General features: G+C 42.2%; 14 protein-coding genes. 1 reads left to right on the top strand and 13 read right to left on the bottom strand.

Annotation, left to right across the window (positions count from 1 at the left end; genetic code table 11):
* Positions 1 to 6: 6 nt before the first annotated feature.
* A complete protein-coding gene (locus KAI36_RS12375; protein WP_220027887.1) occupies positions 7 to 789 on the top strand; it encodes an HAD family hydrolase in 783 nt (260 codons plus the stop codon).
* 332 nt (positions 790 to 1121) lie between these two features.
* Here KAI36_RS12375 and KAI36_RS12370 read toward each other — a convergent pair whose 3' ends face one another.
* From KAI36_RS12370 to KAI36_RS12310, 13 genes are all read right to left on the bottom strand, one after another.
* Positions 1122 to 2723 (bottom strand): alpha-amylase family glycosyl hydrolase, encoded by a 1602-nt coding sequence (locus KAI36_RS12370; RefSeq protein ID WP_220027886.1) that lies wholly within the window; start codon positions 2721 to 2723, stop codon positions 1122 to 1124.
* 240 nt (positions 2724 to 2963) lie between these two features.
* Positions 2964 to 3440, bottom strand: coding sequence for an RNA polymerase sigma factor (locus KAI36_RS12365; protein WP_220027885.1), 477 nt, complete (start codon positions 3438 to 3440; stop codon positions 2964 to 2966).
* A gap of 76 nt (positions 3441 to 3516) precedes the next feature.
* The gene (locus KAI36_RS12360; RefSeq protein ID WP_220027884.1) at positions 3517 to 4422 is read right to left on the bottom strand and encodes a polysaccharide deacetylase family protein; all 906 of its coding nucleotides are present in this window, start codon (positions 4420 to 4422) and stop codon (positions 3517 to 3519) included.
* A 67-nt stretch (positions 4423 to 4489) separates the two neighbouring features.
* The gene (locus tag KAI36_RS12355; protein ID WP_220027883.1) at positions 4490 to 5704 is read right to left on the bottom strand and encodes an ABC transporter permease; all 1215 of its coding nucleotides are present in this window, start codon (positions 5702 to 5704) and stop codon (positions 4490 to 4492) included.
* On the bottom strand, positions 5701 to 6438 hold the full coding sequence (locus KAI36_RS12350; protein WP_025723380.1) for an ABC transporter ATP-binding protein: 738 nt from the start codon (positions 6436 to 6438) through the stop codon (positions 5701 to 5703). The genes KAI36_RS12355 and KAI36_RS12350 overlap by 4 nt, the downstream gene beginning before the upstream one ends.
* Positions 6435 to 7904 (bottom strand): efflux RND transporter periplasmic adaptor subunit, encoded by a 1470-nt coding sequence (locus KAI36_RS12345; RefSeq protein ID WP_220027882.1) that lies wholly within the window; start codon positions 7902 to 7904, stop codon positions 6435 to 6437. Before KAI36_RS12345 ends, KAI36_RS12350 begins: the two co-directional genes overlap by 4 nt.
* A 35-nt stretch (positions 7905 to 7939) precedes the next feature.
* On the bottom strand, positions 7940 to 9043 hold the full coding sequence (locus KAI36_RS12340; protein ID WP_220027881.1) for a TolC family protein: 1104 nt from the start codon (positions 9041 to 9043) through the stop codon (positions 7940 to 7942).
* A 209-nt stretch (positions 9044 to 9252) separates the two neighbouring features.
* On the bottom strand, positions 9253 to 11265 hold the full coding sequence (locus KAI36_RS12335) for an ABC transporter permease (RefSeq protein ID WP_220027880.1): 2013 nt from the start codon (positions 11263 to 11265) through the stop codon (positions 9253 to 9255).
* Positions 11231 to 12010 carry an ABC transporter ATP-binding protein gene (locus tag KAI36_RS12330; protein ID WP_220027879.1) on the bottom strand — a complete coding sequence of 260 codons (780 nt, stop codon included), beginning with the start codon at positions 12008 to 12010 and terminating at the stop codon, positions 11231 to 11233. The genes KAI36_RS12335 and KAI36_RS12330 overlap by 35 nt, the downstream gene beginning before the upstream one ends.
* A 101-nt stretch (positions 12011 to 12111) precedes the next feature.
* Positions 12112 to 13098: a sensor histidine kinase gene (locus KAI36_RS12325; protein ID WP_023988572.1), complete on the bottom strand. Its 987-nt coding sequence runs from the start codon at positions 13096 to 13098 to the stop codon at positions 12112 to 12114.
* Positions 13095 to 13796 (bottom strand): response regulator transcription factor, encoded by a 702-nt coding sequence (locus KAI36_RS12320; protein WP_076160469.1) that lies wholly within the window; start codon positions 13794 to 13796, stop codon positions 13095 to 13097. The genes KAI36_RS12325 and KAI36_RS12320 overlap by 4 nt, the downstream gene beginning before the upstream one ends.
* A gap of 488 nt (positions 13797 to 14284) precedes the next feature.
* Complete coding sequence (locus KAI36_RS12315; RefSeq protein WP_025723644.1) at positions 14285 to 15127, bottom strand: carbohydrate ABC transporter permease; 843 nt, start codon at positions 15125 to 15127, stop codon at positions 14285 to 14287.
* A gap of 28 nt (positions 15128 to 15155) precedes the next feature.
* Positions 15156 to 16034, bottom strand: coding sequence for a carbohydrate ABC transporter permease (locus KAI36_RS12310; RefSeq protein ID WP_220027878.1), 879 nt, complete (start codon positions 16032 to 16034; stop codon positions 15156 to 15158).
* Positions 16035 to 16102 lie beyond the last annotated feature (68 nt).

Below are 16102 nucleotides of genomic sequence, written 5' to 3'. Positions count from 1 at the left end.
ATGGACATGACAACCATTCATCATGATGCGCAGCCAAATAATGAATGCTTGGGAGGCCCATCAGCGTCCGTTCCGGTCAAAGCAGTCATCTTCGACATGGACGGGGTCCTAGTAGACAGCGAACCGATTTATTTTGAGATCGAGCGCAATTCCTTTGCCCATTTCGGTGCGTCCATGACGGAAGAAGAGCACCATACCTATGTTGGAGTGACACTCGAATCTATGTGGCGTCAGGTACTGGACAGACATCAGCTCACCAATACGGTGGAAGAGGCCCTATCCTATCACCGAAAAAATGTGATGCGGACGATGATTGCACACGAGGGCCTTGTGGCGATCGACGGACTGGAACGGTGGCTGGACTGGCTGCAAGAGAAAGGGATTCCGGTCGCGGTAGCCTCTTCCTCTCCACGGGTGCTAATTGATCTCATTATGGAAAAGACAGGACTTGGCCGTTACTTCGACATTCGAATCACCGGTGAAGAGGTATTGCAGGGCAAGCCGGCACCGGACATCTTCTTATACGCCGCCGAACAGCTAGGCATTGCACCGGCCCATTGCATCGTTATTGAAGATTCACAGAACGGGGTCCAGGCAGCCAAAAGTGCAGGAATGCACTGCATCGGCTTCCACAACCCTGGCTCCGGCCGGCAGGATCTGTCCAGAGCCGATCGCTGGATTCTCAGCTATGACGACCTGTGGGCGATCAAAGAGAATCTGCCGTTCGATGAGAAGTTGCTTGCTAAGAGCAAGAGCCGAAATGTACCGGAAGGCATACCCCCTTTATAATCATATGGAATCGTCCGATCTTTACTATGATTGAGGGTATTAAATAATGCCCCTTGGAATATACACTGGAGAATGCATTTATCCTTCCCTGTGTGCACTCTAAGGGGCGTGCTTTACATCGAAGTGGTCTAGTTGAAACGAGTAATTTTCCCGGTTCAACACACAATCGTCGTAAAAACTGTCTTTTTGACATTTAACTGATCTCCTGACGGTTTTAAATCCTCTATTCGTATGCAGCAAAACTTATATAGAAAAATGGGGTGCTGTTAACACCCAAACTGGATTCATCGATATATATCCTGATTCATCTGAACGGTAATTTTGCCGTATATTCAGCTCTTCCTGTCTTCTTCGGTAATTAGAGAACTGTAAGCCGGAATTGTAACTGTTCCTTTCTTCACCTTTACATTCTTTGAGGTGGAGAAGACCACTTTCCATTTACCCTTATCGAAATCTTTCATCTGCAGGGTAACCGGCTCTCCAGACAGGTTATGATATACATACAGTGTTTCTTTGCCTGAAGTACGTTTAAATGCGGTCACGCTGGCAGAACCTGCTTGTATAGGTTGCAGACTGTCGCTGCGTAAAGCTTCATGTTCTTCCCTCAGACGGATGAGTGTGCGATAGCTTTCCAGCAGGGAATCATCGTCCCTCAGCTGCGCTTCCACCGATACCTCGCCTGTGTTGTGTTTGGGTTTCTCCCACGTCGTTTGACCAGGGCCATCTCCCTTGTACCAGCGCATAGGCTCACGAAGATACTCATCAGGCTTCTCTCCCTTCATACCGATTTCTTCCCCGTAATAGAGGAACGGCTGACCCGGAAGCGTCAAAAGAATGGAAGCAGCCAGCTTGGCTTTTCGCACATCCCCGCCCAGTTCACTCATGACACGGGTCTGGTCATGGTTGCTCAGGAACGGAGCATCGAGTGCCGCCTTATTATACGATTTGTACAGTTGCAGCGTTTTCTCGGCGAATGCCGCGATACCCTGATCTCGGCCGTTTTTCACGGAGTTCAAAATCGTTCCACCCAGGTCAAAATTAAACAGGGAATGGAGCGGTCCGTAATAAGGAGCTATGGTCTCCGGTTTGTCCCATACCTCTCCTGCCAGATATACATTTGGATTTACCTTCTCCATCTCGGAACGGAATTCATTCCACCAAGCGATGTTCTTATCCGCACCATCCTTCGTCTGTCCTCTAAAAATATGCATCGCCGCGTCAAGCCGGAACCCGTCTGCACCCTGCTGCAGCCAATACTTGCCGACTTTGATCATTTCTTTGCGGACTTCGGGATTGTCAAAGTTCAGATCCGGCATGCCCGACCAGAATGTACCGTAGAAATACCCTTCGCCATTCGGATTCTTATGCCATACCTGCTGACCCCACGAGCCCTTTTCTTCCAAATCTGTGTTCTCATCCGCCCATACGTAATAGTCGTGGTATTTGCTTTGTGGGTTGGCACTGGCCTCCTTAAACCATGGGTGCTCGCTGCTCGAATGATTGATAACAAGGTCCATGATCACCTTGACGCCCTTTCGGTCCGCTTCTTTCATCAAGGTGCGGAAATCATTTAGACTCCCATACTGCGGGTCCACCTGATAGTAATCAGTTACATCATATTTATGGTAGCTTGGAGATGGATTAAGGGGCATAAGCCAGAGGCCGCTGACCTGCAAATCCTTTCCCGAATGGGGTTTGCCATCGTTTAAGTAATCAAGTTTTTGTGTGATTCCTTTCAAATCACCGTGTCCGTCTCCATTCGAATCATAAAAAGAATTGATATAAATTTCATAAAATACGCCGCTTCCACTAGAAACCGGAGGCTTATGTCCGTTCATTTCCTGCTCTGCCATTGCACCTGAAGCGAACATCGTGAGCATAGGCACCGTTAACATGGCGGTGGACAATCTTCTTAAGCGTTTGTTACGTGTCAAAACAAATCAGCTCCTTTGATTGTTATGGGTGCGTTTTCATTATAAATAGAAACAATCCAAAAAAAGGGGATATTTATTATCTATTATGGTGGAAAATATCGATCTTATTGTTTTATCTCTGTAGCGAGCGAAAACAGGAGCAGACTCTATGTCTACTCCTCTTTAAGAAATTATTCTCTTTCTTAGATTTAGTACTTTCAATTTGCTGAATAAAAGAATGTCTGCTGTCGTCCAAATCAGTCAGGAAATATATCTTAATTTAATGCGTTTTGAAGCTCTGTGTAGCGAAGACTTTACTGAATTTTCACTCTTGTTTAAGATTCTAGCCGTTTCTTTTATGGAGTATCCTCGGACTAAACGCAATTCAAGTACCGTCCTTTGCTCGGTATTACTTGCCATCAAAAGAATTCGATTAACCTCTTCCTGAATTTCAAAATCGAGGATATCCCAGTGATAGTGGAGCAGCTCCTTACGTAAGTTGTATTCATCCATTTTTTTTCGTTTTCTGATTAAATCTATAGCTAAATTTTTAGCAATTCTCAGAAGATAAAATCGAATACGATCTTGAGGCAAGTCAGGTGAAGCTCTTATAAACCGAATAAAGCACTCATGCAACAAATCTTCAGCATCCTGTTTGTTATGCAATATCCTCAATAGATAGCCAAAGAGGTCTGATTTGCAAGATAAATATAGATCCTCCACACCTTTAATATCCATATTATTGCTTGTCCCTTCTGTTTTGTTTGGACTCGGCAAGTCACTTTATTGTCTTAAATTCATATCCCTGCTTTTTTTAATATCTTATGATTTCAGGCAAGGCTTTGGCTGTTTCTTCCTTCCCATAAGTGTCATGCATGAGTACCACTGCTTTTTCCCTAGTCCCCATGTTCCTTATGAATTCGCGAATTAATTGTTCAGCATTCTTAGGTGCACCTTCTGCATCTTTAGGTAACACATTCCAGTCAATCTGATGATAATCCTTAGCCTGTAGAGCTTTGTCCAGCACTTCCATACCATCGGGATCATTTCTCTGCCATGTCATATGGCCGCCTGGAAAACGGATTACTCTTGTGGAAAAATTCTGTCCCAATATTTGCTTTAAAACTTGATTTGTTTTTTCAATATCGTTCATAAAAACACTCAAATTCACAGTCTGATTAGGATACAAATAACTGTAGTCATGTGAGTAGGTATGATTTCCGATAGCATGTCCTTCCTTAACCACTCTTTTTGTTATTTTTTTAGCCACTTCATTTTCTTCTACTGCTTTTCCTACTACAAAAAACGTTGCTTTCACATTTTCTTCTTTAAGAACATCTAATATTTTAGGCGTTACGGTGACCGATGGGCCATCATCAAAAGATAAATAGACTACTTTTTTACCGTCTCTTCCCTCAGGCCGATGCCCTTGCATTTGCTGATTCAAGTACTTTTCAACAAATGCTGCATCTTCAACACCCGAAACATTTTTTAGAGGTGATTCGCTCCCTTTGGATTCGTTATTTAATTTGTCGGTTGATACTGAGTTTATTTTTTCTGCAAATTCAATCGTTTTTACCGGCTGTTGTTTACTACTAAAGATATCAAAGAGTTTTAAAATAATTAGAACAATACAAATGATAATAATAAACAGTAGTCTTCTTCTATTTCTCTTCATCCGATGAGCTCTGGTTCTATTATGCGTATAGCTTTTTTCCATAGTATATGTTCCTCCAAAAATCTAGAAGCTGTTTACGTGTTCATTTTGCGACCATGTGCCAATACAATTATTCGTATCTCAATGCATCTATAGGCTTTAAACTTGCTGCTTTATAAGCCGGGTATACTCCAAATAGGATGCCTGTGCCCGCAGAGCTAAGAAACGAATATATAATAGGCGAGATCGTAAATTCAATGGTCATATGTGCCGTAGCTTCGATTATTTTGGACGCTCCTATGCCTGTTACAACCCCGATTGTACCTCCTAACAGACCAAAGATGACCGCTTCAGATAGGAATTGAATCATAATATCTCTTGGCTTGGCGCCAATAGCTTTCCGAATACCGATTTCTCTTGTACGCTCTATAACCGAAACCATCATAATATTCATAATTCCGATTCCCCCTACCACGAGCGATATCGCGGCTACACCACCCAGCAAGCTGGTCATGATACTATCTACACCGGAGGCTGCACCTGCTGCCTCTGACAGACTCATGATTTGAAATTGATCCGGTTCCGAGGGTTTTAGCTGATGCGTTACACGCAAGCTATCCAATATGTCTGAACGAGCCTGATCCATCAAAGCTGGTGACTTGGCGGACACGTCCAATCCCGTAATATTCTTCTCACCCAGACGGTTCATCATGGTTGTAGCAGGGATGTAAATTTGTTCATTAGTACTGTAGCTTAATTTCGTTACTGGCTGAGTATTTAATACTCCGATTACTTTGAAAGGGATCTGTTTAATTTGAAACGTTCGTCCCAATACATTTTGGGTATCTCCACCAAAAAGACGTTGAACCGCTTGGCTTTCAAGAATGGCGACATTCATGCGTTTATCCATTTCATCGTTGGTAAATGTTCTGCCCTCGGCAAAGGAAAACTTTTTGACCTTATAGAATGAAGTGGAAGTCCCTACAATAGTAGCGTTATAGTTATATCGCCCCCACGCAGCTTTAGAATTGCTCGATATATTCGGCATCAATGCATCTATAGAATTCTTTTGCTCCAACGCCTCGACATCAGCCCAAGTAAACGATGGAGTGTTGTCCAAATCTATTTCACCATCGACCATTGTCATAGCTGGAACAACCATCAATACGTTATTCCCTAATTTATTAATTTCTGCTTTTATGCGAGCTGTAGAGCCGTTTCCGATCGCCATAATGGCAATAACCGCTGCCACCCCGATAATAATACCGAGAATCGTTAAAAAGGAGCGCAGCTTATTGGTCGTTAAACTATTAATTGATACACGGATCGTTTCCATCAAATTCATAGGCTCGCCATCCGTGATGAAATTCTTCTATTGGTAATGCTTTCATCACGCTCAATATCCCCATCCCGAAAGCTGATCAACCGCTTGGCATATTCAGCGATTTCCAGCTCATGAGTAACCAAGACGATGGTTTTCCCCTGCTCATTCAAACCCTGAAACAGCTCCATAATCTCGACGCTCGTCTTCGTATCCAGTGCCCCCGTTGGCTCATCCGCCAGCAGAATAACAGGATTATTCACCAACGCACGCGCAATAGAGACACGTTGCTGCTGACCGCCAGAAAGCTCGTTAGGTTTGTTGTACATCCGTTCTGCAAGGCCTACACTTCGAAGCGCCTCCACGGCTCGTTCCCGGCGTTCCTTGGCAGGTATACCTGCATACATCATAGGTAGCTCTACATTTGCTAATGCTGTAGTTCGGGAAAGTAGATAGAATTTTTGAAACACAAAACCCAGTTTCTGATTTCGAATCTCGGAAAGCTCGTTCTCACGAGCATCCAATATGGAATACCCATCCAGATAATACTTCCCGGTATCAGGATGATCGAGGCAACCAATGACATTCATCATGGTGGACTTACCCGAACCAGAGGGACCCATTATGGCAACAAACTCACCTTCGCTAATAGATAAATTCACACCACGTAGAGCCTGAATCTCCTGTCCGCCTACCTCATATATTTTTTTTAATGCTTTAATTTCAATAACGTTTTTATTTAATTGAACTTCGTTCATTGTGCCTGACCCCCATCAGGGTCTTGGCCCTCTTGACTGCCATTCGAACCAGCACCGCCCTGAGGCGGAATAACAATGGTCTCGCCTTCCTTGACACCGGACTTGATTTCGGCCTGATCTGCTGTATAAACACCCAGCTTCACAGGTCTGAATTCATAATCTGCAGGGTTTGCTGGGTTCTTCGCTACATATACTCCGTCCACTCCACCTTCAGATCTCAGTGCAAACAATGGAACAGACAGCGCATCTTTACGTTCAGCCAAGAGGAGTGATACATCCATGTTCATCCCCGGTTGCAGCCTTATTTTTTGGCTATCCAAAGACAATTCAATTTTGTATGTAGTCACATTCGATTCCGTCACCGGCTCTGGAGAAACAAAGCGTACTTCGCCTTTAAATTGTTTGTCCGGGAATGAATTCGAGTGCATTGTAGCCTGAAGTCCGGTCTTCAATTTAGCAATATCACTTTCGTTAACCTTGGCAAGAACCTTCATAACGCCTGTATTGGAGTTATTCATTACAATAAAAGGTGCAGTAGGACTAGTACCCACATCGCCGTTGACCTTCAAAATGATCCCGTCCCACGGTGCCGTAACCTGTAATTTGCTCAGGACACTTTTCTTCTGCTCTAATGCCGTTTCAGCCTGCTGTAAAGAAGCCTGTGCAGATTGGATGTTGGAAGCTTCAGGCGGGGACTGTGCAGCCTTTAATTGTATTAAAGCTGTTTTAAAGCCCATTTCCGCCTCCTCAATTGCCTCAGTCTGTTTGGTCTGTGCCTTCTTGTATTGCAGCTCCGCATTGCTCATATCCAGTTTTGCCTTATCCAGATTTTGCTTGGCTGTCGCCAGGTCACTTTCTGCTGCCGCATCATTCTGAACCAGATAAGCCTGGTCATCATAATCCTTCTGGGCCTTATCCAAAGTCACCTTGACTGCCACCTTTTGTGCTGCGGCTTCCTCTAACTCCATATCGTTCTTGGCTGTTTTAATCGCCATTTGTGCCTTTAAGACATTGGTTTTCTGGAGCTCGATATCATTGGTTTTGGGTCCGCGCTTGGCTTCCTCCAGCTTGGCCCTTGCAATCGCGACATTGGATTCGGCATCCTTAATTTGCAGCCTGGCATCCGAATCATCTAATCGTGCTAGAACCTGACCTGCTTTGACACTATCTCCTGCTTTGATATTGACAGCGATGAGCTTGGCACCCTCGACATTTGTAAAATTAATATTTACTTCCTTGGAAGCCTGAACGGTCCCAGTCACTTTAAGCGAATCCGTCATGTTTGTTTTCTGTACCTGTACAATCTGGTTCGCAGGACTCTCCACGGGCTTTTCCTGCCCCTTTTTCATATAAACAAAACTTCCAATTCCCGCTATAATGATCAAGACAAGAATACCTATGATCCCTCTCAATCTTTTTTTCCTGCTTAACACTTGCAATGCATCTTTCTTTTCTGTTTCCGACAATGTTATATCCCCTTAAAATGTATTTTTTCTAAAACCTATACGCTCCACGGTTTGTTTAAAGCATGTTGCAGCAGCGTCATTTGAACAATTAGTTCATCCTTATTCCGTTCAATTTGCTTCACTTTTAACTGATTAGTGGCTACTTCCGTACCTGTAGCAAATCCTCGTTCCTTTTTTCTACGAGATATTTCTAATACCTTATTAGCGTTCTGTAAATTACTTTGCATTTGTTCGTATTGTTCATAGCTCTGCTGTAAGTTAAAGTACATATTCTTCAGTGTTTCTGCTAATTGATCCTTGGTATTTTCCAATCCGCCTTCCGCTGAGTCTACATCAATCTGTTTAATTTCATAATCGTCAGTTCCCGAGTTCCACGTGTAATATTTAATTTCCATTTTTGCTAGCTTGACTGCCTCCTCCTGTCTCCATACCGAAGGACTCGCCGAGATGGCACGCGTCACAAGCGTATCTAAATTCGTGTTATCCATCTTCCGGTAAACAGGTCGATCCACCAGTTCATACACCGTACCTTGAGGTTGGCCCATTTGCGTATTTAGTGAATCCATCGCTTTTTGCAGTGCAGCCTTTGCAATGTCTACATTCTTTTGAGCCTCTATACGAGTCTGAATAATCGTACTTTGATCACCTGGAGAAATTTTTCCACGGTTGGCCTTCGCTTCAGCAGCTTTTTCTTCCAGTAGTGCGAGCGAAAGTGCATCCTCACTGCTCTTTACTTTGTTTTCAGCTAGAAGTACGTCATAATAATTCTTCATTGCAGTGTAATCGGCCTGATCTTGGACAAGTTCGATTTGCTTTTTGGATTCCAAATAAGAAACTGTCGATGAGGCATACCCTTTCCAGGCTGAACTACTAGCCGCATCTTCTTCACCGTTGCCTGTACCTGCCGGAATAAAATCCAGATTTTTACCTGCATTTTTTAGGTTAATCCGGTTACGATCTATCGTTTGCTGGGCCTCCTTCAAGCTAAAGCTATTGGATCGTGCCCATTGCTGTGCTTGACTCAGTGTTATTTTCACACTTGCATTGGAAACCTGCTGCTGCTCTGCATGAACAAAGGACTCTGAAAATGAACTGGCCGATAAGGCCAACAACAATAAAATGAACATACGTTTTTTCATAGAACCCCCCTCTTTCTAAGTTTCATTAAGTCTAATAAATACGTTGTTATATGAATTTATATTCTTCCTCTTCATTACAATTTCTTTGCACAACTCCCCATCAAGGATGTCGTGAATTGAGAACTGCATCTTCTATCATCCGTGCAGATTCCAGAAGGGAGGTATAATCCTGCCCTCCTGCTATTCTTTCACACACGGCTTATCGCTCTTTACAGCATCTTTAAATCCAATTGACGAAGGTACAGGAAACGTACAATAAGAAAGGAAAAGAATTGGATTGCCCAAAAGCAAAGCATAATCTGAATAAGCGTAAGATGAAAGGGTACTACATATATTCCAGATGGTTCTGACATAAATAAACAAAGCACTACTCCTATGGATGATACGACTAATGGCAGAAGAAATAGGAAAGCAATTTGTCTGGATGCAGCTCGTCTCATTTCCCTTGAGTTTAGTCCGATTTTCGATAAAGCTCGGTATATTTCCTCATCCCGTTGAAGATCTACATACAATCTGAAATACAACAGACTTACAGTGCTTGCCAACATAATAATGGCGATAAATCCGCCAATAAATTCACTAATATTCAGATCCATCTCCGATGTCAAATAATCCACTGCTCTAGAGTTAAGCACCCCTTTATTCACCTTGTTGGCCAACACGGAATACAACCATATCTCCTGTTGAGTTTCAGAAGTTTCTAATGAAAGTTGACCATTCTTCCATTTTGGCACAAAATAATAAACAGATTTGTATGCTAATGGAACATTGAAGTACCGTTGTTCAACTAAATGGTCGTAAGTTCGATCTGAAACAACAAGTAACCTTCCTAGTTCAGAGATGATGTTTTCAACAAACTTTGTGCTATGGTCTATCTTCTGAGTATCCATAATCTGAATATTCATAATCTGAGATTTTCCTTGATTGTAAGTTAGCTTTTTTTCAAAAAAGGTTTTCTGTTCTTCTAAAGACATTCCATTTGAATCAAAAATGAAAAAGCCTTGATGATCCCGAAGTGCAGCTGTCTGTTTTAGTTCCTTAAACCTGGAAGTAAGAGCTTCATAGTTGGATTGTTTCATCACAGGTGCGAGCTGTTCACGAAAGGGAAAGATCAGTATTTCACTTTTCGAATAATCCACCCCAGCCGTATAAAGATTTTGGTCAATCTCTTTTTCAAGCTCTATAGAACTTACAACATCAGAAGAAAGTGCAAATGAATAAGATTGCTCCCTTAGAAATCTTTTTTGCTGCTGCATGGAGTCAAAAGTTGACGCTGCTCCTACACAGGAAATGATAGAAATTAAGGTAATCAATGAAAACAGCCCGGCATTATTCCTAATTTTGTATGTGATCTCAGATAACCATAACAAACGTGTTCCGCTCCAAGACCATTTCCTGTTAGCTCTAAGCAATTGAATGAATAGTACACATAATTGAGTATAAAATAAGTAAGTACCAATAAACCCCATTACAATTGTGTATTTAAATGTGTCTCCAACCGAATAGTGCAATATATAAAAAGAAAGAGTCCCTAAACGATACGGTGCCAGATAAATGTATGGTGGAAAATCAAGCTTCATTAAATATACAGCCGCTCCTATTAACGCTATTGCAAGAAAGGACAGACTCCATGAAGCTTTTAATTCCTTTTTGAGCTGTGGAAGCTTGCTAAAAAGCTGCTGTAATTTAAAATGGCGTATGAAGAAAACAGACACAAGTGAGATCAATATAAACAAAAACATAAAGCCAATTCCTGTGAAAGCCAGTGCTTTCCAAGGAAAATAAAACGTTAAATACATTCCTATAACATTGGAGCCCAAAAGCAGAAAGAATTTCGCTGAAATAAATCCTCCGATAATCCCGGTAACCAAGGATAAAAAACCTATAATTAGATTTTCATATGCCACCAAAAAATAAATTTGTCTGTGATGTGTCCCTAAAATGGTCAGTACACCCAATTCTTTCTTACGTGCAGCAACAAAGATATGGTTTGTGTATAATACGAAAAAAAAGGAAAATACAAAAATCAACAGATCAGCAACTTGTAATCCTTTTTTTACATTAGCTGCTGTGATTGCATTTGAGACATCCGGGTGAAAAATAAATATCGCATATACGAAAAAAATCGAAATCATCAATGAGCTGCTTAAATAATAAGGTACATAAGCACGTACATTGCGTTTGAGATTATTCCATGCTAACAGACGAAAGCTCATGTGCATGTCTACTTCCCCCCAAAAAGGAGAGCATATCTATGATTTCCTGAAAAAATATTTGCTGACTATGACTACGATGGATTTCATTATATAACTCACCATCTTTAATAAAAATTACCCGATCACAATAACTGGCTTCCATTGCACCGTGTGTTACCAGCACAATTGTGGAATAATCTACACGGTGGATAAGTCCCAGCATTTCCATCACAACACGTGAAGACTTGGAATCGAGATTTCCAGTGGGCTCATCTGCGAGCAGGAGTGAAGGAGAGTGAATCATAGCCCTACCAATGGCTGCCCGTTGCTTTTGTCCCCCTGACACCTCATAAGGTCGTTTATCCAAAATATCAAAAATATCCAGTTTCTTCGCTACCTCTTCCAGTTTGTGCTCCATTTCCTTTAATCCTTTTTTATTCAGCATCAGAGGAAACAGTATGTTCTCTCCCAAAGTGAGGGTTTCCAGCAAATTATAGTCCTGAAATACAAGTCCCAGCTCTTTGCGACGAAATAAAGCCAGCTTATCCTTCTTGAGCTGATTTAAATTTTCACCTTTAATGCAAACCTCGCCAGAAGTCGGCATATCAATGGTCGAAATCATGTTTAATAATGTGGTCTTCCCACTACCCGACGGCCCCATAATACCAACAAACTCGCCTTGTTTGATCGTTAAATGGATGTTGTTAAGGGCTCGGTAGGGAACCTTGCCATAGTATATTTTGGTGACTTGATCCATTCGTACAATCTCCATAATTCATTCCCTTCCTTTTCCTATGTTATGATCATAATCCATCCAGACAAGTGAAGCGATCGATTAACATTACAAAAACCTTAAATGTGTTGTAAGGTTTCTCATTTGTGAATTGAAAACAGGATTTGAACCGTCGTCCCTTCACCAACCGTCGATTTCAGTTGAATGTCATGATTCAGTCTTTTGCAGATTTCAGACACCAAATAGAGTCCCATCCCGGTTGATTCACGATACTTCCGCCCATTTTCACCTGTATAATAAGCCTCAAATACCCGTTCTACGTCTTTTTTAGGGATACCAATCCCCTCATCCTGTACTTCCAACACAATGACATGCTCTCTTACGTCAGACATTAGTTTCAGACTGTGGGCATGACCTGAAGAGTATTTCACCGCATTGGTCACCAATTGGTTAATTATGAATCTTAGCCACTTGGCATCGGTAATCACACTCAACTGCTCGTCCACTTCATTGGAAGGATAAATTTCGTTGCGAATCAATAATCTTTTGTTATCATAAATCACATCACTAACCAGTTTTCGTAATACAACAGGCTCGACATGAAAGTCAGGTTCAAAAGATTCCAACCGTGACATATATAAAATCATGTCTAGTCCTTTTCCCATTCGATCAATCTCATCGTGTATCTGATCCGATTCGGGATCTATTTTTCCTTTGAGGATTAAATGAATAACAGAAAGAGGAGTTTTCATCTGGTGAACCCACTGATTGATAAACGTAATATGATCGCGCTGCTGATGCTCTAACTGATGAATTCGGGACTGATACAATCGATAATATTGTAAAAGCAAATGTTGCAAAGAAGAGGCTAACGGATTAAGTACCTTCATCTGAATAAGCTCATCTAAATCTCTAATGTTTGCAGTGGATAATATGCGATATAAACCAGAGTACATGACATACCGGAAGAGCAAATAAACCAGCAATATGGAGGCCCCAAAAAAGACGGAATACAGGGCCGTCGACCAGTTACGGTAACCATCCATCCAATAGATACTTAACACAAGAAAAAGTTGGATGATATTAAAAATCACCAGCGAAAAATGGTCACGCCAAAAAAGCTTCACCGTTCTTCCTCCTCAGTCAAGTGAAGCCGATAGCCAGCCCCTCTAACCGTCTCTATGATATCCCCTAGTCCCAGCTCACTCAGCTTTTTGCGGACCCGAGTGACATAAACATTCAGTGTGTTTTCGCCCACATATTGGTGATCATCCCATAAAGCTTCTAAGAGATGAACTCTACCCACAACCTGCTTAGGATACGTCATCAATAGCTCTAGCAGTGCTGCTTCCTTCTGGCTAATTTCTACCTGCTTGTCATGGAATACAAGTTCCATAATATCGGGATATAGCGTCAAATCTGCCACTTTTAAGGAACGTGATTTTGGGGCAACAGCATAAGAGCCGTAGGCACGTCGCAGATTGCTTTCTACTTTGGCTAACAGTACTTCGGGATAAAATGGTTTCGTAATGTAATCATCTGCTCCGTTTTGCAAAGCAATGACCTGATCCATTTTATCATCGCGTGCAGACACAAAAAGGATGGGGCATGTAGACTGAGTCCGTATTTGCCTGCACCAATAAAATCCATCAAAGCGAGGTAGATTCACATCAAGTAGTACCAAATCAGGCTTTACCTCTTGAAAGATAGCCAGAACTTGATCAAAATTTGAAACGTTAATCCCTTGATAACCATATTTCTCAAGATAAGATTGGAGCAAGGAACTGATTTGAGGATCATCCTCTACTATTAATATCTTTTGCATCGTGTTTTCTACCTTCTTAGTGCTTGAATTTTTAACAACTGATTTCTCTATATAATGCCTTTATTTGATCGTTCAAGCAATAACAACAATCTAACCCCCTTGGTTGTAGATTTAGGAGGTTTTCATGGTGGTGTATATTGAATCCCGAATAATATGCATGGTGCCGAGCACCAGAGTGATTAACAATATAATTATAATAACGATAACGGTGACTGTTATAATGGTTCTTTTAGGAATTTTTAATGTTTCATTGAAACTTTGCTTTGGATCTTTCAAAGTCTGCTCACTTCTTTCCTTGCCTAGCTGTTTACCAGCATAACAGCTTCTACATAATGAACAACAGTTGAAACTTACAAAAACCTTTATTTTGTTGTAAGGTTTCTGATTAGCCACAAACCATCGTCAGATTAAACTAGCGTATGTACATAACAAAAATGCCCGGCTAGAGAATCTTTTTCTGATTCTCAAGCCCGGGCAGTTTATCCTTTCTATCCTTTTACAGCGGAACCCACCGTCATTGCCCGCTCCACTTGTTCACTCAAGAACAGATAGACTAGTACCATCGGTAGGGAAGCGATAGTCATAACAGCTCCCATGGCTCCCCAATCCGTGCTGTAGGAGCCCTGGAAGAAAAGCAAGCCTAGCGGCAAGGTCTTCATATTCTCATCAGAAATCAGAATATAGGCCAAAGTGAACTCATTCCAGTTGTTCAAGAACTGAAAAATGGCTACAGTCGCAATTGCAGGCATTGCAAGCGGCATAATGATTTTCAGGAACAGTCTATAAATATTAGCTCCATCCATACATGCCGCCTCTTCAATCTCCTTAGGAATTCCTGCCAGGAACCCATAGAAAATCATTGACGAGAAAGGAAGACCAATTGCGATATAGGGAAGAATAAGAGCTCCATACGTATTCGTAAGATGAAAATCGCGAACCAGAATCGCCAGCGGTATCATAATAACCTGTAGCGGCATAAACATTCCTATGATCATATAAGTTCGGACAGCAGACCGAAACCTCCACCTCATGCGAGCCACTGCAAAGGCAAACATCAGTGCCAGTAAAAGGATAAACAGAGTCGAAATCGTTGATACGACCAGACTGTTCAGAAAGTAACGAGGAATATTAAATTGCGTCCAGGCATTGATGTAATTTTCGTAACGAAAATGCGTTGGTAGTCCGAATGGGTTGGTAACAAAGATCTCATCATTGTTCTTCAACGAGTAGGAAACCATCCAGAACAACGGATAAATCGAAACAATCACATACAACCACAGCGGTATCTGCAGGACAGCTTGTCTGAACTTGCTCACAGCGGTTTTACTCATTTCGTTCTCCTTTTCAATACGCACCTCATTAGGCGGTTTGTCCGCGATCGAACAGCTTATTGATAACTACAGTTGCCAGCAGCGAGATCAGTACAAGCAGCACAGATACAGCACACGCATAGCCATAGTTGCTCTCCATAAAAGCATAGCGGTAAATCATGAATGTCATTGTATAATTTGTAGTACCAGGCCCCCCGTTGGTCATAATCAGCATCTGCACAAAGGCGCCTATCCCAGAGGTAATCGCGATAATGAAGCAGAATTTGTACGTTTCCCTCATCAGAGGAAGTGTAACATGCAGATGCGCTCTCCATTTGCTGCAACCGTCAATCGTGGCGGCTTCAAAGTAGTCCTCAGGTACTGACTTAACCCCTGCATATAGCAGCGCGAATTGATACCCCATAAACTGCCAGGCATTAACGAAGGCGATGGCAATAATTGATGCTGTCGGGGAGCTCAGCCAATTTTGCTGATACGGGATATTCAAAAGATCGAACAGCCGGTTGATCAGTCCGTTGGTCGGGTCGTAAATGGCGATCCACAGCTGGCACACCACAGTTACCGACAGAACAACCGGAATAAAATAAGCCGTTTTCAGTATTTTCCGCCCGCGTGTACGCGGGTCTGCACAGATCAGCGCCAATAGCGTTCCCAGTCCAATCTGGAAGACCACCAGTACAATTGCAAATATCAATCCGTTCTTAAGCGAAGTGGAAAGTAAAGAATCGGAAAAGAGCTCCCGGTAATTACTCAATCCCGAAAAGATCGGCGCACTAAGACCATCCCAATCATAAAAGCTACGAAGAACGGTCTGCAGAACGGGATAAATCAGGATCACACTGTACAGGATCAAAGCAGGGAGCAGAAACAGTGCCAGAGCCGGTTTGTTCCCCAAATATTTATTCATGTGTTGCTTCCACCCCTTATTTTCGGGACGGCTCCCCCCCCAGCGACTTATGTCGCCAGAGGTTGCTT

Source organism: Paenibacillus sp. S02, assembly GCF_019454065.1.
Lineage (GTDB): Bacteria > Bacillota > Bacilli > Paenibacillales > Paenibacillaceae > Paenibacillus > Paenibacillus polymyxa_B.
This window is presented reverse-complemented; position numbering and strand designations above follow the sequence as displayed.

Bases quoted from the DNA above. Each gene is read 5' to 3' on its own strand.
- KAI36_RS12335 (WP_220027880.1), bottom strand. From the start codon at position 11,265: ATGCACATGAGCTTTCGTCTGTTAGCATGGAATAATCTCAAACGCAAT.
- KAI36_RS12310 (WP_220027878.1), bottom strand. From the start codon at position 16,034: ATGAATAAATATTTGGGGAACAAACCGGCTCTGGCACTGTTTCTGCTC.
- KAI36_RS12360 (WP_220027884.1), bottom strand. From the start codon at position 4,422: ATGGAAAAAAGCTATACGCATAATAGAACCAGAGCTCATCGGATGAAG.
- KAI36_RS12330 (WP_220027879.1), bottom strand. From the start codon at position 12,010: ATGGAGATTGTACGAATGGATCAAGTCACCAAAATATACTATGGCAAG.
- KAI36_RS12320 (WP_076160469.1), bottom strand. From the start codon at position 13,796: ATGCAAAAGATATTAATAGTAGAGGATGATCCTCAAATCAGTTCCTTG.
- KAI36_RS12365 (WP_220027885.1), bottom strand. From the start codon at position 3,440: ATGGATATTAAAGGTGTGGAGGATCTATATTTATCTTGCAAATCAGAC.
- KAI36_RS12350 (WP_025723380.1), bottom strand. From the start codon at position 6,438: ATGAACGAAGTTCAATTAAATAAAAACGTTATTGAAATTAAAGCATTA.
- KAI36_RS12315 (WP_025723644.1), bottom strand. From the start codon at position 15,127: ATGAGTAAAACCGCTGTGAGCAAGTTCAGACAAGCTGTCCTGCAGATA.
- KAI36_RS12375 (WP_220027887.1), top strand. From the start codon at position 7: ATGACAACCATTCATCATGATGCGCAGCCAAATAATGAATGCTTGGGA.
- KAI36_RS12340 (WP_220027881.1), bottom strand. From the start codon at position 9,043: ATGAAAAAACGTATGTTCATTTTATTGTTGTTGGCCTTATCGGCCAGT.
- KAI36_RS12355 (WP_220027883.1), bottom strand. From the start codon at position 5,704: ATGAATTTGATGGAAACGATCCGTGTATCAATTAATAGTTTAACGACC.